This is a genomic window from Pseudomonas sp. W15Feb9B, assembly GCF_000828175.1.
GTDB lineage: Bacteria > Pseudomonadota > Gammaproteobacteria > Pseudomonadales > Pseudomonadaceae > Aquipseudomonas > Aquipseudomonas parakoreensis.
The window spans coordinates 96,351-116,501 of sequence record NZ_JTKF01000023.1 but is presented as its reverse complement, the minus strand read 5'-3'; the positions used below and the strand labels follow the sequence as shown (position 1 = coordinate 116,501).

Annotated in this window: 12 protein-coding genes; 6 read left to right on the top strand and 6 right to left on the bottom strand. The window is 60.2% G+C overall.

Annotation, left to right across the window (positions count from 1 at the left end; translation table 11 throughout):
- Positions 1 to 220: 220 nt before the first annotated feature.
- Positions 221 to 2,875, bottom strand: coding sequence for a DNA gyrase subunit A (gyrA, locus tag OC71_RS12610; protein WP_041069368.1), 2,655 nt, complete (start codon positions 2,873 to 2,875; stop codon positions 221 to 223).
- Between the two features lie 425 nt (positions 2,876 to 3,300).
- A complete protein-coding gene (gene mtnA, locus OC71_RS12605) occupies positions 3,301 to 4,377 on the bottom strand; it encodes an S-methyl-5-thioribose-1-phosphate isomerase (protein WP_041069365.1) in 1,077 nt (358 codons plus the stop codon).
- 108 nt (positions 4,378 to 4,485) lie between these two features.
- Here mtnA and OC71_RS12600 point away from each other — a divergent pair, with 108 nt between their 5' ends.
- The 5 genes from OC71_RS12600 (at position 4,486) to OC71_RS12580 (ending at position 9,464) form a co-directional block, all read left to right on the top strand.
- Positions 4,486 to 5,820 (top strand): TRZ/ATZ family hydrolase, encoded by a 1,335-nt coding sequence (locus OC71_RS12600; protein WP_041069362.1) that lies wholly within the window; start codon positions 4,486 to 4,488, stop codon positions 5,818 to 5,820.
- A 58-nt stretch (positions 5,821 to 5,878) separates the two neighbouring features.
- Positions 5,879 to 6,577, top strand: a complete 699-nt coding sequence (ubiG, locus tag OC71_RS12595) for a bifunctional 2-polyprenyl-6-hydroxyphenol methylase/3-demethylubiquinol 3-O-methyltransferase UbiG (protein ID WP_041069358.1) — start codon at positions 5,879 to 5,881, stop codon at positions 6,575 to 6,577.
- A 4-nt stretch (positions 6,578 to 6,581) separates the two neighbouring features.
- Positions 6,582 to 7,253: an N-acetylmuramic acid 6-phosphate phosphatase MupP gene (gene mupP, locus OC71_RS12590; protein ID WP_041069355.1), complete on the top strand. Its 672-nt coding sequence runs from the start codon at positions 6,582 to 6,584 to the stop codon at positions 7,251 to 7,253.
- A 181-nt stretch (positions 7,254 to 7,434) separates the two neighbouring features.
- On the top strand, positions 7,435 to 8,175 hold the full coding sequence (locus OC71_RS12585; RefSeq protein WP_003226924.1) for a YciK family oxidoreductase: 741 nt from the start codon (positions 7,435 to 7,437) through the stop codon (positions 8,173 to 8,175).
- 362 nt (positions 8,176 to 8,537) lie between these two features.
- Positions 8,538 to 9,464 (top strand): GGDEF domain-containing protein, encoded by a 927-nt coding sequence (locus tag OC71_RS12580; RefSeq protein WP_041069352.1) that lies wholly within the window; start codon positions 8,538 to 8,540, stop codon positions 9,462 to 9,464.
- Between the two features lie 138 nt (positions 9,465 to 9,602).
- Here the strand turns inward: OC71_RS12580 and OC71_RS12575 are convergent, their stop codons facing one another.
- Positions 9,603 to 10,364, bottom strand: coding sequence for a TenA family transcriptional regulator (locus OC71_RS12575; RefSeq protein ID WP_371260386.1), 762 nt, complete (start codon positions 10,362 to 10,364; stop codon positions 9,603 to 9,605).
- Between the two features lie 79 nt (positions 10,365 to 10,443).
- Positions 10,444 to 12,903: an EAL domain-containing protein gene (locus OC71_RS12570; protein ID WP_041069346.1), complete on the bottom strand. Its 2,460-nt coding sequence runs from the start codon at positions 12,901 to 12,903 to the stop codon at positions 10,444 to 10,446.
- 174 nt (positions 12,904 to 13,077) lie between these two features.
- Between OC71_RS12570 and OC71_RS12565 the strand changes: the two genes are divergently transcribed.
- The gene (locus OC71_RS12565; protein ID WP_041069342.1) at positions 13,078 to 17,703 is read left to right on the top strand and encodes a deaminase domain-containing protein; all 4,626 of its coding nucleotides are present in this window, start codon (positions 13,078 to 13,080) and stop codon (positions 17,701 to 17,703) included.
- On the opposite strand, the gene OC71_RS12560 is transcribed toward OC71_RS12565, so the two are convergent.
- A complete protein-coding gene (locus OC71_RS12560; RefSeq protein ID WP_041069340.1) occupies positions 17,704 to 19,521 on the bottom strand; it encodes an ABC transporter ATP-binding protein in 1,818 nt (605 codons plus the stop codon). It lies immediately after the preceding gene.
- Positions 19,514 to 20,116: a DsbA family protein gene (locus OC71_RS12555; protein ID WP_174377216.1), complete on the bottom strand. Its 603-nt coding sequence runs from the start codon at positions 20,114 to 20,116 to the stop codon at positions 19,514 to 19,516. Before OC71_RS12555 ends, OC71_RS12560 begins: the two co-directional genes overlap by 8 nt.
- Positions 20,117 to 20,151: the final 35 nt, after the last annotated feature.

The window sequence follows — 20,151 nt, the reverse complement described above, 5'->3', positions numbered from 1 at the left end:
TCCAATCTCGCTCTGATTTGGTGGTATCACATATCAGTCGGCGCCGATCCTGCGGGAGCGAGCTTGCTCGCGAAGGCGGACTGACATTCAACAACGATGTCGCCTGTTGCTCCGCTTTCGCGAGCAAGCTCGCTCCCACAGGGTTCGTCATGGGCGCCGATATTTCATACCGGACAAATAACAAGGGGGCGAATTTTCATCCGCCCCCTCGCTTGTCCGCTTATTCTTGCGGCTCTTCGTCAGCTGCGGCGTCGAGTTGCTGGTCCTCGGCAACGTCGTCGATCACGACATCTCCCTCGAACTCGGCACCCTCTTCACCTTCAAGCTCGTCGCCTTCGACTTCCGATGGCTCCTGAACCCGCTCCAGACCGACCAGGGTTTCATCCTTGGCCAGTTTGATCAGAGTCACGCCCTGAGTGTTACGACCCAGGCTCGACACTTCGTCGACACGGGTACGTACCAGCGTGCCCTGATCGGAAATCAGCATGATTTCTTCGCCGTCGAGCACCTGAACCGCACCGACCAGACGGCCGTTACGCTCGTTGCTGACCATGGCGATCACGCCCTGACCGCCACGCTTGTACTCAGGGAACTCGGTGATCGCGGTGCGCTTGCCATAACCACGCTCGGAAGCAGTGAGGATCTGGCTGCCTTCTTCCGGGATCAGCATCGAAATCAGCTTCTGCCCTTCCGGCAGACGCATGCCGCGTACACCACGGGCAGTACGGCCCATGGCACGGACATCGGACTCTTTGAAGCGCGTCACTTTGCCGCCATCGGAGAACAGCATCACTTCGCGCTCGCCATCGGTGATGGCCGCGGAGATCAACACGTCGCCTTCGTCCAGTTCCAGCGCGATCAGACCGACGCTGCGCTGACGGCTGAAGGATTCCAGCGGAGTCTTCTTCACGGTGCCGTTGGCGGTCGCCATGAAGATGTAATGACCTTCGGTGTATTCCTCGACCGGCAGCATGGTGGTGATGTATTCACCGTCATCCAGCGGCAGCAGGTTAACCAACGGACGACCACGGGCGGCGCGGGACGCTTCCGGAATTTCGTAAGTCTTCAGCCAGTACACCTTGCCCTTGCTGGAGAACAGCAGCAGCGTGGTGTGACTGTTGGCCACCAGCAGGTGAGCGATGTAGTCCTCATCCTTGACGCCGGTGGCCGACTTGCCTTTACCGCCGCGGCGCTGGGCCTGGTAGGCAGCCAGCGGCTGGGTCTTGGCATAGCCGCCGTGGGAGATGGTCACGACGCGCTCTTCTTCCGGGATCATGTCGCCCAGGGTCAGATCGAGACGCGCATCGAGAATCTCGGTGCGGCGCACGTCGCCATATTCGGCGCGGATCACTTCCAGTTCTTCGCGGATCACTTCCATCAGGCGCACGGCGCTGTTGAGGATGCGGATCAGCTCGCCGATCTGGTTGAGGATCTCTTGATACTCGGCCAGCAGCTTCTCGTGCTCCAGACCGGTCAGACGGTGCAGACGCAGCTCCAGAATGGCTTGTGCCTGTTCTGGCGACAGGAAGTACTTGCCTTCGCGCAAACCATATTGCGGATCGAGATTTTCCGGACGGCACGAATCGGCGCCGGCACGTTCCACCATCGCCACCACCGCCGAGGATTCCCAAGGGGTGCTGACCAGCGCTTCCTTGGCTTCCGACGGAGTCGGCGACGCCTTGATCAGGGCGATCACCGGGTCGATGTTCGACAGGGCAACGGCCTGACCTTCGAGGATGTGACCACGCTCGCGAGCCTTGCGCAGCTCGAATACGGTACGACGGGTGACCACTTCGCGACGGTGACGGACGAAGGCTTCCAGCAGATCCTTGAGGTTGAGGATGCGTGGACGGCCGTCGATCAGCGCGACGATGTTGATGCCGAATACCGATTGCAGTTGGGTCTGGGCGTAGAGGTTGTTGAGGATCACCTCAGGCACTTCGCCGCGACGCAGCTCGATCACGACGCGCATACCGTCCTTGTCGGACTCGTCGCGCAGCTCGGTGATGCCTTCGAGCTTCTTCTCTTTGACCAGCTCGGCGATCTTCTCGATCAGACGCGCCTTGTTCAGCTGATACGGCAGTTCAGTGATGACGATCTGTTGACGGCCACCGACCTTGTCGATGTCTTCGATGATCGAACGCGCACGCATGTAAATGCGACCACGACCGGTGCGATAGGCTTCGATAATGCCGGCCCGACCGTTGATGATCGCGGCTGTCGGGAAGTCCGGACCGGGGATGTATTGCATCAGCTCATCGACGGTCAGCTCGGGATTGTCGATGAGGGCCAGGCAACCGTCGATGACTTCGCCGAGGTTGTGCGGCGGAATGTTGGTCGCCATGCCCACGGCAATACCGCTGGAACCGTTCACCAGCAGGTTCGGCACGCGGGTCGGCATGACCGCCGGGATCAGCTCGGTACCGTCGTAGTTCGGCACCCAGTCCACGGTTTCCTTGTGCAGGTCGGCCAGCAGTTCGTGCGCCAGCTTGGTCATGCGCACTTCGGTGTATCGCATGGCCGCGGCGTTGTCGCCGTCCACCGAACCGAAGTTGCCCTGACCGTCAACCAGCAGGTAACGCAGGGAGAAAGGCTGAGCCATGCGGACGATGGTGTCGTAAACCGCGGTATCACCATGCGGGTGATACTTACCGATCACGTCACCGACAACACGGGCAGATTTCTTGTACGGCTTGTTGAAGTCGTTGCCCAGCTCGCTCATCGCGAACAGTACGCGACGGTGCACGGGCTTGAGGCCATCGCGCGCATCCGGCAGTGCACGGCCGACGATTACGCTCATTGCGTAGTCGAGGTAGGACTGTTTCAGCTCGTCTTCGATATTGACCGGGAGGATTTCTTTGGCCAGTTCGCCCATGAGAAGCCTGATTCCTTTTTCTGGTGAAACTTCGTCATATCCATATGGGATGTACGAAGCTCGTCGGGGCAGGCTGAGTGCCGTGCGCCGACTTACGACAAATCAACGGATACAACCACGGATTTGCGCAGTAAAGACAGCTCCGTGAAGCCGCCTCGGAAAACGCCGGATGTTATCACAAGAGCCGCCACGCACCTATCCCCCAGATGCGCATGGAGCATAGTTAGTTGACCGATGACAGGCGTAAAGGGGACGAGAGAGGCTCAGAGCTTCTTTGAATGCAGTTTTGAGGTCAGATTTTGCGATGTTTATTGACTTTCAGGGCGCCATCGCTGGCAAGCCAGCTCCCACAGGGTCAGCGGCGAGCACAGAACCTGTGGGAGCTGGCTTGCCAGCGATGGCGTCCTTACAGACGCCAAAGCCAATCAATGCAGGCGTTTGCGGCACATCAACTGAGCCAGTTTCGCCGTATCCGGACGCTCGACGATGCCTTTTTCAGTGACGATCGCATCGATCAGATCGGCCGGCGTCACATCGAACACCGGGTTGAACGCTTCAACGTCCGCACCCACCCGCTTGCCACCGACCTCCAGCAACTCGGCGCCATCACGCTCCTCGATCGGAATGTCGTCGCCGCTGGCCAGATGCATGTCGATGGTCGAACTCGGTGCCACCACCATGAAGCGCACGCCGTGGTGCATTGCGTTGACCGCCAGTTGGTAGGTGCCGATCTTGTTCGCCACATCGCCATTGGCAGTGATGCGGTCAGCACCGACGATCACCCAGGTCACGCCTTTGGTTTTCATGATGTGCGCGGCGGCGGAGTCAGCATTGAGCGTCACCGGGATGCCTTCGTTCGCCAGCTCCCAGGCGGTCAGGCGCGAACCCTGCAACCACGGGCGGGTTTCATCGGCGTAGACGCGCTCTACCATGCCTTCAAGATAGGCCGCGCGAATCACCCCCAGTGCGGTACCGAAACCACCGGTGGCCAAGGCGCCGGTATTACAGTGAGTGAGAATCGCCTGGGCGTTGCCCTGATGCTTGCGGATCAGGTCGACACCGAGCTGAGCCATGGTCAGGTTGGCTTCGCGGTCGCTTTCATGAATGGCGATGGCTTCAGCTTCCAGTGCCGCCAGCGGATCGGCGTTTTCTTTCAGCCGGTCCAGGCGATCGTGCATGCGATTCAGCGCCCAGAACAGATTGACCGCTGTCGGCCGGGAATCGGCCAGCAAGGCGAAATCCTCTTCCAGCGCCGCGTACCAGTCACCCCCCTCAGCGATCCGTGCGCGGGCCGCCAGCACAATGCCATAGGCCGCACTGATGCCGATCGCCGGTGCGCCACGTACCACCATCGAACGAATCGCCTCAGCCACACCGGCCGCGCTGGTGTAGGCAATCCAGGTTTCCTCGAACGGCAAAATGCGCTGATCCAGCAGGTGGAGCGCGCCATCTCGCCAATCGATGGCCTTTACTTTCTCCGCAGCCAACAGTCGATCGCGCATCCCTCACCCCGCACTCATGAACAAAAGCCGCCGATTATAGCGATCCCCCCGCGAAGACGCTCGGGTATACTTCGCCATCCTTTACAAAAGCACTGGAACCGACCCTCGATGCCGAAACCTGCCATTGCGCTCGACTTATTATTGCTGCCGACCTGGCTGGTACCCGTCGAACCTGCAGGCGTTGTGCTCAAGGAACATGGCTTGGGCATCCGTGACGGTCGCATCGTGTTTATCGGCCCGCGCGCCGAAGCATTGAAGTGTAACGCCACTGAAGTCCGCGAATTGCCGGACGTGTTGCTCAGCCCGGGCCTGATCAACGCCCACGGACATGCGGCGATGACCCTGTTCCGTGGCCTGGCCGACGACCTGCCGCTGATGACCTGGCTGGAAAACCATATCTGGCCGGCCGAAGCCAAATGGGTCGATGAAGATTTCGTCCGTGATGGCACTGACTTAGCGATTGCCGAGCAGATCAAGGGTGGCATCAGTTGCTTCTCGGACATGTACTTCTTCCCGAAAGTCGCCAGTGAGCGTGTGCACAACAGCGGCATTCGCGCGCAGATCGCGATTCCGATCCTCGATTTCCCGATCCCCGGCGCCAGTAGCGCCGATGAGGCCATTCGTCAGGGCGTCGAGCTGTTCGGCGATTTGAAGCATCACGAACGGATCAAGATCACTTTCGGCCCTCATGCACCCTACACCGTGGGCGACGAGAACCTGGAAAAAATCCGTGTGATCGCCGAAGAGCTGGACGCGTCGATCCACATGCACGTCCACGAAACCGCCTTTGAAGTCCAGCAATCGCTGGAGCATCGCGGCGAGCGACCACTGGCCCGTCTCGCTCGCCTCGGCCTGCTCGGCCCGCGCTTCCAGGCGGTGCACATGACCCAGATCAGCGATGACGATCTGGCATTGCTGGTAGAAAGCAACACCAGCGTGATCCACTGCCCGGAATCGAACCTGAAGCTGGCCAGCGGTTTCTGCCCGGTGGAGCGTCTGTGGCAGGCTGGTGTGAACGTTGCCGTCGGCACCGATGGCGCAGCGAGCAACAACGACCTCGACCTGCTCGGCGAAACCCGCACCGCCGCGCTGCTGGCCAAAGCCGTCGCCGGCTCGGCCACCGCGCTGGACGCCCATCGCGCGCTGCGCATGGCCACGCTCAACGGGGCCCGGGCTCTGGGCATTGAGGCACAGGTCGGTTCGCTGGAGATCGGCAAGGCCGCGGACATTGTCGCCTTCGACCTGTCCGGCCTGGCCCAGCAACCGGTCTATGACCCGGTGTCACAGCTTATCTATGCCACCGGCCGCGACTGCGTGAAACACCTGTGGGTCGCCGGCAAACAGTTACTCGACGACCGGCGCCTGACCCGCCTGGACGAACAACAGCTGGGCGCCACCGCCCGGGCCTGGGGCCAGCGCATCAGCGGCCACTCAGAATCGTAAACACCGCGGAGCAGACTTCGCGGCTACAGCCTTTTTCAAGTTTTTCGAGGAATAGATCATGAGCAACGTCGACCACGCCGAAATCGCCAAATTCGAAGCCCTGGCCCATCGTTGGTGGGACCGTGAAAGCGAGTTCAAACCACTGCACGACATCAATCCGCTGCGCGTCAACTGGATTGACGAGCGGGTCAATCTGGCCGGCAAGAAAGTTCTCGACGTCGGCTGCGGCGGCGGCATTCTCAGCGAAGCCATGGCCCAGCGCGGCGCCACCGTAACGGGCATCGACATGGGCGAAGCGCCGCTGGCGGTCGCGCAACTGCATCAATTGGAATCCGGGGTCAACGTCGAGTACCGGCAGATCACCGCTGAAGCCCTTGCCGAAGAAATGCCCGAGCAGTTCGACGTCGTAACCTGCCTGGAAATGCTCGAGCACGTACCGGACCCGTCGTCGGTGATTCGCGCCTGCTACCGCATGGTCAAGCCCGGCGGCCAAGTGTTTTTCTCGACCATCAACCGCAACCCGAAGGCGTACCTGTTCGCCATCGTCGGTGCCGAATACATCATGAAGCTGCTGCCACGCGGCACCCACGACTTCAAGAAATTCATTCGCCCGTCCGAGCTGGGAGCCTGGAGCCGCATCGCCGGCCTGACCGTCAAGGACATCATCGGCCTGACCTACAACCCGCTGACCAAGCACTACAAGCTGGCCAACGACGTTGACGTCAACTACATGATCCAGACCCTGCGCGAGGAATAAGCCGATGGCCATCAGAGCAGTCCTTTTCGATATGGACGGCACCCTGCTCGACACCGCGCCGGATTTCATCGCCATCTGTCAGGCGATGCGCGCGGATCGCGGCTTGCCGCCGATGAACGACAAGCACATCCGCGACGAAATTTCCGGCGGCGCCAAAGCCATGGTCGCGGTGACGTTCTCGATGGATCCGGAATCGCCGGGCTTCGAAGAACTGCGCCAGGAATTCCTCGAACGCTATCTGGCCGGTTGCGCGGTACACAGCAAGCTGTTCGACGGGATGGGCGAGTTGCTGGCCGACATCGAGCGGGGCAACTTGATCTGGGGCGTGGTCACCAACAAACCGGTGCGGTTTGCCGAACCGATCATGCAGCAACTGGGGCTGGCCGAGCGCTCGGCGCTGTTGATCTGCCCGGACCACGTGAAAAACAGCAAGCCGGATCCGGAGCCGCTGATCCTCGCGTGCAAGATGCTTGATCTGGATCCGTCCACCGTACTGTTTGTGGGCGATGATCTGCGCGACATCGAATCCGGGCGCGATGCGGGCACTAAAACCGCCGCCGTGACCTATGGCTATATCCATCCGGACGACAACCCGCGGCACTGGGGCGCGGATGTGGTGGTGGATCATCCACTGGAGTTGCGCAAGGTGCTCGACAGCGCGCTGTGCAGCTGCTGACCCGCCCCCCCCCTGTGGCGAGGGAGCTTGCTCCCGCTGGGTCGCGCAGCGGCCCCATTTTTACCTGAGTGCGCATTTTCTCAGGCACACCGCACTGGCTGGCACTACGACTGCTCCGCAGCCGAGCGGGAGCAAGCTCCCTCGCCACAGAGTTCAGCATTCGCCTTATGGAGAGGTTTTTATGTTTGATTACACCGCCCGTCCCGAACTGCTCAAGGATCGGGTCATTCTGGTCACCGGTGCCGGCCGTGGCATCGGCGCGGCGGCTGCCAAAACCTACGCCGCCCATGGCGCCACCGTGCTGTTGCTGGGCAAGACCGAAGCCAATCTGACGCAGGTCTACGACGAAATCGAAGCAGCCGGCCACCCACAACCGGCAGTGATCCCGTTCAACCTCGAAACCGCCCTGCCCCATCAATACGATGAGCTGGCGGCGATGATCGAAACCGAGTTCGGCCACCTCGACGGTCTGCTGCACAACGCCTCGATCATCGGCCCGCGCACGCCGATCGAACAGTTGTCGGGCGAAAACTTCATGCGTGTCATGCAAGTCAACGTCAACGCCATGTTCATGCTGACCAGCACCCTGCTGCCGCTGCTCAAGCTGTCGCAGGATGCCTCGGTGGTGTTCACCTCCAGCAGCGTCGGGCGCAAGGGCCGGGCCTACTGGGGCGCCTACGGTGTGTCGAAGTTCGCCACCGAAGGCCTGATGCAGACGCTGGCCGACGAAGTCGATGGCGTAGCACCTGTGCGCTCCAACAGCATCAACCCGGGCGGTACGCGTACCAGCATGCGCGCACAGGCCTATCCGGGGGAAAACCCGCTGAACAATCCGACCCCGGAAGAGATCATGCCGGTGTACCTGTACCTGATGGGCCCGGACAGTACGGGCATCAATGGCCAGGCATTCAACGCGCAATAACTGCCATACGTCGCTTTTGTTGCCGTGGCGGATTACCGTCGCGGCACACCTTTGCCGCTTTTCGCCGTGATATTCCAGTCAAATATCTGCCACTCCCGCCCAAAGCAAAATGCCATCCTATTGATTCATAACAGTTTTAATAATCCTGAACTGAATGGCACGACTTTCGCTCTAATTTCCCTCAAAGCACGCCGTGTGAAGGCACTGGGGCAAGGCCGATTTCGATAGCTGACTAATCGACATCCGGCAGACTAAACTTACGCCAAATGTCCTACGGGACTGATGGATCAGTATGACGCGCAGCCCATAGCCGCTCTCACCCAGCCTGTAAGACAGACTTACTGCTTAGGGGCTCACGCCATATGAAATCACCTTCCCAGACCAATGCAATTGACTTTGACAGTGCCAAATTGCAACGCCTGGGCTTTGGTCAGCTGCCTCCGCTTCTGGAACGCCCGGCCAGCCTCGCGCAACTGCGCCAGCAAATGAGCCTGCAACTGCAAACCAGTCTTGAGCCGCAACGAATCCTCGGTCTGTTTTTTCGCGAAGTTCAGCGCCTGGTGCCGCTGGACGCCTTGAGTTATGTGCATTCAGGCAGCGACCTGCGCCTGGAATTCGGTGCCCGCGGTCACCATTCCGTCAGCTATAGCCTCAGCCACGAAGGCGAGCACTTGGGCGAGCTGGTGTTTCGCCGCAACCAGCGCTTCAGTGAGCAGGATCAGGGCAACCTCGAATCGCTGCTGTCGTCGCTGTTATTCCCGATGCGCAACGCCCTGCTCTACCGCGCTGCGACGCAAAGTGCGTTGCGCGATCCGCTGACCGGAACCGGCAACCGGATCGCCATGGAGCAGACCCTGCAGCGCGAGATCGACATGTCACGTCGGCACCTGCAACCACTATCGGTACTGATGCTCGACATCGACCACTTCAAACGGGTCAACGACAGCCACGGTCACAGCGCCGGTGATGACGTGCTCAAAGCGGTGGCAGCCTCGATCAAGAGCCAGTTGCGCAACGTCGACATGGTGTTTCGCTATGGCGGGGAAGAGTTTCTGATCCTGCTGTCGAACACCGGCCGGGAAGCGGCGCAAATGGTTGGCGAGCGATTGCGCCATGCCGCGCAGGCTGAGGAATACTTCGCCGACGGCCAATTGATCGACCTGACCGTGAGCCTTGGCTGCTCCACTCTGCTGCCGGGTGAGTCAGCGGACAGTCTGCTGCGTCGGGCCGACAGTGCGCTGTACGTGGCCAAGCGCGAAGGGCGTAATCGGTTGGCAATGGCTGGCTGAATACTCTCAGACAGCACACAGCAGTGTGGGAGCGAGCCTGCTCGCGAAAGCGGTGAATCAGTCAAAACCGTGCTGACTGAAGCGCCGTCTTCGCGAGCAGGCTCGCTCCCACATTTTTGCTACACCTCAGACCTTGAATCAGCTCTCTGCCAACGCCAGACGTTCACGACCGTGGATCGCGCGCTCCGTGGTCTCCAGCTGCATGCAGCGCTCAAGGAACAGGTACATGTAGTCGTAGCTCTTGCACACCGCCTGGCGCAGCTCGGTCTGCATTGCCTGGCTCGGGTTCATCCCCGCCAGCGTGCAGATGATTTCCAGCGCTTCCCATGGATGGGCGTCGTCATATTGGGCATGCATCTTCAGCCATTTCATCGCCCGCTTGCGCTCCTCTTCCGGGAATGCCGCAGCGTAAACGCCAGTGGAACACACCAGCGCCGACCACTCTCCGGTTGCGCCCTCGATGGCGTAGTTGGTGGCAGCGATGGCAACGATCAGCGAATCCGCCGAACTCGTATGCCAGCACCAATGACTCAGCGCATGCAGTTCCGGCGGCACTTGCTGAGCCTGAAGATCCTCAAGGCTGACGCCGTGCGCGCGGCTCCAGTTCAGCCAGTAATCAGCATGATTGAGTTCAACACGGATGTTACGCATCAGCCAGCGGCGCGCCATGTCCTCCCCAGGATGGCGGGCAAACCTGGTCTTGGTCAGGTTCTGCGCCATATACAACGCAAACTGTTCAACGACCGGCCATCCCCCGATCAGGTACTGGCGCATGGTCCTGGCGCTGAGCTTGTTATCGCGCATGCGCTGGTACAGTTCATGTTCGACAACCCGGCGCTTGCTCTCGCTGCAATCCGTAATGAGCTGTTGCGCCCAGGCGGGATAACTTGCAGCTTCCATGAGTGGTCCGGTTCGGTTGAATGTGTCGATCACTGTTCGGCTCCTTTTGATTTGTGATTGTAAGGATCGGCAAGAGATTTCAACGGAACGTGCCAGGCGCCTTGAATAACAACGGCTGCGGTCTGGCGGGCCGACTTTGCAAACTGTCGCAGGTAAACAACTGCGGGCGTTCGATGACGTAACCCTGAGCGTAATCCACCCCGATTTCAAGCAATGCCTGCTCGATCTGGGTTGTTTCTACAAACTCGGCAATTGTCTGCTTACCCATGACATGCCCGATGTGATTGATCACTTCGACCATTGCGCGGTTAATCGGGTCGTCCAGCATATCCTTTACGAAACTTCCGTCGATCTTCAGGAAGTCTACAGGCAAATGTTTCAGATAAGCGAATGAAGACATTCCGGCACAAAAATCATCAAGCGAGAAGTAACAACCTAAGCCTTTGAGTTCATTAATAAATCGAATTGCACTCCCAAGATTGGCAATTGCACTGGTTTCGGTAATTTCAAAACAAATCATTTCAGGAGGTATGGCGTAATTAACAAACTGTTCACGCAGAAAGTGCAAGAACGCCTCATCTCCGATAGTAATGCCTGAAAGATTAATCGCACACATTGCCAAAGGCCCTTGATGTTGTTCGGCAATACATTGGGCAATGACTTTAAAAACATTTTCTACAACCCAGCGGTCCAGTTGACTCATCAGGCCATAACGTTCGGCCGCCGGAATGAAACTGTCCGGCAGGATCATCCGCCCGGCCTCGTCATGCAGACGCAAGAGTATTTCGATGTGCCCGCCGCCATCAGCTGCGGGGCCCAGTGGCGCGATTTCCTGGGCGTAAAGGCAAAAGCGGTCTTCTTCCAGAGCCATGTGCAAGCGCTGCACCCAGGCCATTTCGCCGAAGCGCAGAGACAGTTCGGAGTCATCTGCGTGGTAAACCTGCACCCGGTTACGGCCCTTTTCCTTGGCCATGTAGCAAGCCATGTCAGCCGCGCGCAATGAGGCTTCGAGGGTGGTCGGGGTCTGGGCGATGTGCACCAGACCGATACTCACCGTGGTCAGGAACGGTCGCCCCTTCCACACGAAATGCAGGTTCTGCACTGTCTGACGCAAGCTCTCGGCAATTTTCTCGGCAGCGTCCGGGGCGCAGTTCTCCAGCAGGATGCCGAACTCGTCGCCGCCCAGCCGTGCCAGGGTGTCGCTCTCGCGCAAGCCCGATTGCAACAACGCGCAGATGTGCCGCAGCAACTCATCGCCAGCGGCATGGCCGCAGGTGTCGTTGACCAGTTTGAACTGGTCCAGATCAAGGAACATCAGCGCATGCCGACCGGGCTGGCGCGTCAGGTTGTGCAGGGCCTGCTCCAGGCGATATTCGAATTCACGGCGGTTGGCCAGACCGGTCAGGGCATCGTGGGTGGCCTGCCACGACAGGTTGGCGATGTATTGCCGTTCCTGAGTCATGTCATGCAGCACCAACACTGTGCCACTGACTTTCTCGGCATTGCGGATCGGTGCGCCCACCAGCGTCACGGAAACCGTGCTGCCGTCCAGACGCTGAATCAGTTTGGAATGTTCGCTGCCGCCGACCAGTTGCCCGCTGAGGATATGCTCGATCAGCGTCAGCCCTTCTGCCTGCGCGTTGTCGTCCAGCAGATTGAACAGCGCGGCCAGAGGCAGCCCCGCCGCATGCTCGGACTTCCAGTGCGTCATGGCTTCTGCCGCAGGATTCATGTAATCGATCGCACCATTGACATCAGTGGTGATGACTCCGTCGCCAATCGATTGCAGGGTGATGTGCGCCCGGTCCTTCTCCAGTTGCAGCGCCTGAGCAAAGGCATGGCGCTGTTTGAGCAGTTTGTGGGTGCGCAACAGTGCCAGCACGATCAACCCCAGCGCCGTGGCCAGGTTGGTGAACAGCAGCAGGCGCAGGATCATCCGCGAGCCTTCGCCCAAGGCATCGCTGAAAGCCTTGGCCGCCGGCGTTACACCGTCATTGATGGCAAAGATTTGCGCTTTCCAGTGCTGGATATCAGCCGGCGTCGCGACATTCTTGCTGATGCCCTGATGCATCTCGCGCGCGACATTGTCCAGTTGCACCAGATAGGCATCGCCGATGGTCCAGCGGTCGATCGCTGTTTCCAGATAACTGAAATGACGGAAATTGAGGTACAGCCAGATCAGGCTCGAAACGTCATCGGGATGGTTGCCACCCTTGAGAATCCCTTCCCGCGCCGCCTGCAGATCCGGCGGTTGACGATCCAGCGCCAGACGCAACTGGTGACCGCCCTGGGGCACCGCAATCGCGTCCTTGTACTTGAGGAAGATCGCCTCGTCACGGCTGTCGGCATACAGGTTCAGGTAATAGATGGCGTCCTTCTGGCCCTTGGACCAGAGACTTTCACCGGCGACATAGCCACGCACGGCCGACAGGACGTAGAGACTCACGCCCCCCAATAACGCCTGAAATAACACGACGGCAATAAATGGCCAGACGATGCCCAACAACCGTGGCGTTCCGAGTGTCCTTTTTTGCTTCATGAGGTCCTTTGCGCACGTACTGCCATCATCAAGGGGAAACCGCTAAAGCCAGACTAGGGGGCGTTCCCCCTTCCGGCAAGCCAGGAAGCTTGCAACCGACGATACATAAGTACCGCACCCGAGGTGCGCGATACTTCGACACTGACGGCTTTCAATCATCCAGAGCCGTTTTCCATGCAGTCACTTACAACCGCGCTGCAACGCCATACTGCCCAACAGGACGAATACCGCGCAATGATCACTGCCCTGCGCGCGGTCCTCGACGCTTCGACTTCACTGGAGTCCTACTACCTGGCGCCCCAGGCCCATTCACGCCTGGGCGCAGCGCAAGAGCAGGCGCAAAACATGCTGCAAACGCTGTTCGAAAACAGCGGCGAACCGCAATTGACTGCCTATCTGCAGACCTCCAGAGGAGCCCTGCTGCAAGTCGACGCCACGGCTGATCAATGCAACTTCTCCTTCCACCGTCCCGATGGCAGCGTCGCCCGTTATGTCATCGAGAGCGTCAGCCAGGCCTCCAGCAGCCTTCAAAGGTTTCAGCGAGCGTTGCTGAGTATAGGCGCACACCTGCGTTCCGACAGGCTGCAGCCGCTGTCACAACGGCTGCGTGAGTCCGGGTTCACATTTGCGGACGCACCGGACGCCACGGCACTGACCCGGCTGATCGGCAAAGTCGAAGAACAGCGCGCCAGCCACCGATTGAATCTGCGACATCACCCGACGCTCGCGGTGTTGATGAGCGACGAGGACAAAGCCGCGATTCACGACGTGATGGGCGACTGGCTCATCGGTAAACCCCTGTCTGCCATTGACAGTCTGGCCAGCGAAGTCACGCCTCCTTTTACCGTCCAGCAACTGGAGCAGCAGCCCGCCACCTGCCTGGAGCGCCTGCTCGACACCCCCCAAGCCCATGACTTGGGCCAGCGCTTGCTGCAAAGGCTGCAATGGTACGGCTCCAGACCCGATGAACTGACCGTCCCCGATATCGGCCTGCGTTTACTGCTCGAAGCCTTGTGCCTGTGGTACGACCTGCCTGGCAACCGCAGTTCGACCGAGGTGGCCGGTTTTGCGCTCGAACAACGCGCTCACTACGGAGCCGGCTACGCCACCATTCGCCGGGACTTTTTACAGCATCTGGAGGATTCTGACCGAACCTCGACGATGATCGAGAAACACCTGCTGGGATGGGCCTGCCTGGCGCAATTCGGACCGGAATTTCAAGTGCGCGACATCCCTGACGACCTGCCTTACGCCAGCTCGGTGGTCTGGGTCAATTTCGTGCATGGCGTGCACCTTGCTCATGCTCTTGATCCACGGTCGCTGGAGTATCTGAGCTTCCAGCAACTGGTCGATCTGCCGCTGCACAAAAGTCACAACGCCAGCAGCGACCTGCAAACCCTGATCGCCATGACCCGAGTGGCTGCTGCACGTACCTGGACCGCAGCCACCGGAGCGCTGGCTGTCGCGGGCGAAGCCTCCAACGGTCACGCGCCGCTGAACGCTCTGGAAGACCACGAGAAACAACTGAACGCGGCGATCCTGCAACTGGACATCGAGCCGCCACGCAGACTCGCCCTGGCGCAACAGGAACTGGACAAGGCGCTGACCAACGATCTGTCCGATCACACGACAATTCGCCTCAAGCGCTACCATCACTCAGCGCGCAACCGCGCCCGACGCAGCATTATCGATACCGAGGAAGTGGCATTGCACACCTGGCCGCTGCTGGAGGTCTATGCCTCTGGCGGGCTGAACAACGAAACGCGCTGGTACGTCAGCAGCGATGGCCGCAACGCCAGCGAATGGATCAGCCTGAATCCGGAAGGCAGCCTGCACAGTGGTTTTGTCGACACCGGACATCAACCAGGCAAACGTGTTTCACGCTTCCCGAGCAAGTGCACCCTGCCCGATATCAGGACAGTGTTCGATCGGCAGTTCGACGATTATCTGAGCAAGACCCGCAAAGCCTATGAATATTTGATCAAGTCGCTGTTGGTCACTCTGCCATGGGCTGACCGCCGGGCACTGGAACACGGCCAAGTGAGGATTCACAGCCTCAGGGATAAGACGCGGCACATCGAGGCTCACCTGGAAACACCGGAAAACATCCTGCCGCTTCGGGCACGCATGGGTTTCTTCCTGCAAGTGACGTATCAGGGCTTATCACGCTTCTACGAATGCCTGCCGCGCGCCGGCATCATTCGCCAACGTACAGATCTGGATAGTACCCGTATGGGCGGTGTGTTATTGCCACCACTGCCGCCCAAACGTGGACGCACCAGGGCCCAGAGCATCACTCGCATCGTCGCCCGCCGCCTGCCATTCGATCGAGAAGCACACTGGAACGGCTCGCCCCCCGCCACCGACGCCATGTGCATCGCCATCCTCGAACCACTGGGCGAGCCTCTCCCGGTTTCGATGATCCCGGCGGCCCATCAGGACAGCTCGCCGAACCTGAGCTTCACCTCGCCGCGCACTGCGCAAATCGCCTCTGTCATCGCGACGCAGCTGTTCTATGTCGACGAACAGGCACTGCGCAGCGACGCCTGGGGAAAAACCCGCTTCGAACAAGACACCAGCAAAACGCACTGGATTCATGCCCTCAAGGGTTTTATTCCGTTCTGGGGCAGTCTCGAAGACCTGCAATCGGACAGCCCGGAGAAACGCGCACTGGGCGTACTCGGCCTGTTCCTCGATATCGTCTCGTTTGCGATTCCCCTGGGCAAGTTTGTTGCCGGCAGTATCCGCCTCACTGCGGTGGCAGGAAAAATGGCGATTCGCGTCGCACTGCCACGCATGGCGCAATTGTCGAAGAACCTGCTGGTTTCGAGCTTGAGAAACTTCAATCCGCTGGACGCTGTGCCTGCCTTGCTCAAGCTTGGCGGCCGAGGCGCAATCGGCACAGTACGGGCCGTGGCGCATCTGGAACACCGCGCCGTCATGCGCCTGAAAAAACTGGCCGGCAGAAGCGCTGACTACGACTTGATGCACAGCCTGCCTCAGGCACTGGATGCCGGGCGCTGGAAAGCACTGAACCCTGCCGATCATCTGGCCGTGGTCAAAGGCATTGACGATGTACCGGTGCGCAACGTTGCTGTCGGCGACTCCCGGTATCACCTGCTTGATCCGATGTCCGATCGTCCTTACGGGCCTCAGTTGCTCGCTCACGAACACGACTTTTCGCTAGGGCGTTCGCACTACAGCGTCGTGAAAAAAACCGACAATCAGCTCGATATAGAGCTGGCGCCCGATACGCGCATCGAGCTCATGCCCGAGGCTGGCGGACGCATCACAGTACTGATCGATAAGGTGCCCTATCGACTCGACGGCGATGAACTGCGCCGGGTCGATCTGCTTGATGACAGTCAGCACTGGACGCTGCTGCCGTGCCGGGTACGTCGCGCACCGGGCGCGGGCGACTGCCGCGTCAGCTACGTCACTGCAGAACCGGCTCCGACGCCCGGCCTTGGCACGATTGACAAGGAAAAAGGTTACGCGCCGTGGTTTGGCGAGCGGATTTCGGAGCCCGCCGCCCTGCCCCGGCAAGAAGGAATGTTCCTGGCGGTCGATGCCAAGCTTTATCAAATCATCGATAACCGCCCGCGGCTGTTCACCGGTGACCTGCGTCGTCTGGGCTTCAATCAGGGCAGGCTGGTGCCAAGACAGCAGATTCAAGCCACGCTGCAGTTTCGCAAAGGTATTTATGCCCGGATAAAAACCGGCGGTACCTACGACGGGATCAATGATTCACATCAGGTCGGCGCAGTGCTGCTGCCGGCCTTCGACGATTCGGCCACCCATGTATTTTTCCGGGTCAACAACCATGAGTACTACCTCGCCACTTTCGCCAAAGGCGAAGTCCCGGGCAGGCATCTGACATTCAAACGCCTGGCCCCCGCCGAACTGGCCGACGGCAGTCTCGGTGCGGAATTGCTGACCGTCTACACCGGCTCGCTGCACGCCAACAACATCGTGCGCATCCATGGCCTCGAATCGGTGCAGCGCGCGATGAAGACCATGGAGCAGATCGCAATTCCCATCGGCACCACAGCCAGTCCGGCCAACAATCTGAAATGGCTGAAAGTCGACACCAGCCCGGGCGAGGCGCTGATGTTCGATCACTCGACGCGGATGATCGTCACCCGCCTGCCCGAAGGCGCCGTCACGTGGGCGCGCAGCAAGGAAGCGCCGGAAGCCTTTCGGCAGAAAACCGCAGAGATTTTCGACACGTTGTTCCTGTCACCGACGATCAACCCGGCCAACAACAACGCAGCACTGCGTATCGACAGTGCCATGCAGAAACTGCACAACCTGTTACCCGTGCGTGAACGGCCGCTCAACGCACGTAACATCGCCTATGCCGAAGTCACCACGGCCAGCGGCAAACGGGAAGTCTACGTCAGCGTCTCCGGCGCTCAGGGCAGCACCCAGCGCCTGCCGCTGTTTCGCCACATGGGTGCCAATCATGTGCGGATCGGCAACACCACTTACATCAATATCGACTACAACCCGGCCTTCCCGCGCACCTCGCTGGAGGTCACCGAGCAAGGGCAATTGCTGGCCGTGCCGCTGACCATCAAGGATCTGAAAACCTATCAGCCAACGCAGACCAGCCGGCCGACCTCGCTGGACAGCGAAAGCAAACTGATCAGCGTGCTGCGCGAGAAATACCCCGATCCGAAGGAGATTCGCTCGGTCGACATCGCGACGACCATGCGCCCGTGCGAATCCTGTTCGGTGGTGATGAAGCAATTTGGCCATGACGGCGAGGAGGCGGCGCTGCAAGTGCTGTGGGGCTGATTACAGACGCTGCAAGTGGCCGTAGAGCTTGGCGTAGAGGCCGCCGTCGGCGATCAGTTGCTGGTGGTCGCCATCCTCGGCCACTTGCCCGCCATCGAACACCAGCACCCGATCGGCCTGCTTCACCGCCGACAGGCGATGGGCAATGATCAGCGTGGTGCGGCCGCTGAGAAAGCGCGCCATGGCCTGATGCAGGTTGTATTCGGTAGCGGCATCGAGGGCCGAGGTGGCTTCGTCGAGGATCACCACTTTCGGCTCGGCGAGGATCATCCGCGCAATTGCCAGACGCTGGCGCTGACCGCCGGACAGGCGCACGCCGGAACGTCCGACGATGCTGTCGAGACCGTCCGGCAACGCCCGGATGGTCGCTTCCAACTGAGCGATTTCCAGCGCCTGCCAGCAAGCTTCGTCGCTGCGGGTGCGGCCCATGGTCAGGTTTGCGCGGACGGTGTCGTTGAACAGCGCCGGATGCTGCAGCACCACCGCGACGTTTTCACGAATCAGCTCCAGGCCGATTTCCTGCTGGGTCGAACCGCCGAAACGAATGGTACCGGACAACGGCGTGTATAACCCGAGCAGCAACTGCACCAGCGTGCTCTTGCCGCCGCCACTGGCACCGACAATCGCGACTTTTTCACCGGGAGCGATGGACAGATTCATCTGATCCACCACCAACTCGTCGCCATAGCCAAAGCTCAGTCCCTGCACCTCGATGCCCACGGTTTCACGGCCCTTGAACGGATCGACACCACCCGGGTACTGCGGCTCGTCAGCCCGCGCCAGCAGTTCGTTGATCCGCGCCAACGCACCGCCCGCCGCGTAGTAGGCGTATTGCAGATTGAGCAGTTGCTCGACCGGGCCGATCATGAACCACAGGTAACTGAACACCGCGAGCATCTGCCCGATCGACAGGTCGGAAAACAACACCGTGAGCATCGCCGCCGCGCGGAAGATGTCGATGCCGAACTGGAACAGCAGACCACTGGCGCGGTTCGACGCGTCGGTTTTCCACTGCGAATTGACCGCGTAGTTACGCACTTCCTGCGCGCGCAAGCCGAGTCGCCCGAGGAAGAAGCCCTGACGATTGCCAGCGCGCACTTCCTGGATCGCATCGAGGGTTTCGCTCAAGGCCTGAGTGAAACGCGAGGTGCTGTCGTTCTCCAGTTTCTTCAGGTGCTTGACCCGCTTGCCCAACTGCACCGTGGCGTAGATCACCAACGGGTTGAACAGCAGGATCAGCAGTGCCAGTTTCCAGTGCATCCACATCAGAATGCTCGCGGTGCCGACCAGGGTCAGCATCGCCACCAGAAACCGGCTGAGGGTTTCGCCGACGAATTTGTCGAGGGTGTCCAGATCGGTGACCAGATGCGTGGTCACGGTGCCGCTGCCGAGGCTTTCATATTCGCCGAGGGAGATACGTTTGAGGCGTTCAATCAGGCGCACGCGAATGCGGTAGACGATGTCTTTCGCCAGCCGGGCAAACAGCCGCGCCTGCAACACGCCAAAACACAGGGCGCTGCAACGCAGCGTCAGGGTGACCAGCAGCATCAGACCTATGTAGCCCGCCGCCTGCTGCCACATCGACGGCAACACATGGTTCATGACTTTCAGCGCGGCATCGCCATGGCCGAGCAGGACTTCGTCCACCAGCAACGGCAACAGCAACGGAATCGGCACGCTGCACAGCGTCGCCAGCACGGCCACGCCGTTAGCGATCCACAGGGACTTTTTGTGATGCAGTGCCAGGCGCCGGACTTCTGTCCAGCTCAGCCGGTCGACACGCTTTACGGCTGGCGTGTCATCGGCCCGGTCAGGCACAGGCTGCGCGCTCCAGCCAGCGGCCGAGCAACGGCGACAGCTCACTGAGCGGTTGATAGCCGTTGGTCAGCAAGGCCAGTTGGCCATTGCGTTCGGCAAGCAGGGTCGGAAATCCGGCAATGCCCAGATCCTGCACCCAAGTGAAATCCGCCTGAGTCGCTTTGTGTTGGTCGGCATGATCGAACAAGGCAGCAAATTCGATGCGCGGCACGCCAGCCTTTTCAGCCAGCTCCACCAGCACACTGGCCTGGGTAACATCGCGACCTTCAGCGTAAAACGCCTGCTGGATCAGGCCGACCAGTTTCCAGGCGCAATCCGGTGCCAGGCTGCGCGCGGTAACGATTGCGCGACAGGCCGGTTCGGTGTCGTAGACAAAACCGTCAGGCAAGGCGCCGTCGAACTTGAACGGCTGACCGGTGGCCTCGGTGACCGCCTGCCAATGCTCAAGGATGTAGCGCCGCGTGGTCGGTTCCAGCGCCGCACCGCTGCCGGTGCGCAAGCCGCCGACCACCAGATGCAGCTCCACTCCCGCTGCGTGCGCCTGCTCGACCAATGCCTTGGCGACCGGAGCGAACCCCCAGCACCAGGAACACATCGGATCCATCACATAGAGCAGGCGCGCAGTCATGA

What these genes read in the sequence shown, in the direction of transcription:
- mtnA (WP_041069365.1), bottom strand. Translation starts at nt 4,377, where the DNA reads ATGCGCGATCGACTGTTGGCTGCGGAGAAAGTAAAGGCCATCGATTGG.
- ubiG (WP_041069358.1), top strand. Translation starts at nt 5,879, where the DNA reads ATGAGCAACGTCGACCACGCCGAAATCGCCAAATTCGAAGCCCTGGCC.
- OC71_RS12580 (WP_041069352.1), top strand. Translation starts at nt 8,538, where the DNA reads ATGAAATCACCTTCCCAGACCAATGCAATTGACTTTGACAGTGCCAAA.
- OC71_RS12570 (WP_041069346.1), bottom strand. Translation starts at nt 12,903, where the DNA reads ATGAAGCAAAAAAGGACACTCGGAACGCCACGGTTGTTGGGCATCGTC.
- OC71_RS12555 (WP_174377216.1), bottom strand. Translation starts at nt 20,116, where the DNA reads ATGTGTTCCTGGTGCTGGGGGTTCGCTCCGGTCGCCAAGGCATTGGTC.
- mupP (WP_041069355.1), top strand. Translation starts at nt 6,582, where the DNA reads ATGGCCATCAGAGCAGTCCTTTTCGATATGGACGGCACCCTGCTCGAC.
- OC71_RS12575 (WP_371260386.1), bottom strand. Translation starts at nt 10,364, where the DNA reads ATGGAAGCTGCAAGTTATCCCGCCTGGGCGCAACAGCTCATTACGGAT.
- OC71_RS12565 (WP_041069342.1), top strand. Translation starts at nt 13,078, where the DNA reads ATGCAGTCACTTACAACCGCGCTGCAACGCCATACTGCCCAACAGGAC.
- gyrA (WP_041069368.1), bottom strand. Translation starts at nt 2,875, where the DNA reads ATGGGCGAACTGGCCAAAGAAATCCTCCCGGTCAATATCGAAGACGAG.
- OC71_RS12585 (WP_003226924.1), top strand. Translation starts at nt 7,435, where the DNA reads ATGTTTGATTACACCGCCCGTCCCGAACTGCTCAAGGATCGGGTCATT.
- OC71_RS12600 (WP_041069362.1), top strand. Translation starts at nt 4,486, where the DNA reads ATGCCGAAACCTGCCATTGCGCTCGACTTATTATTGCTGCCGACCTGG.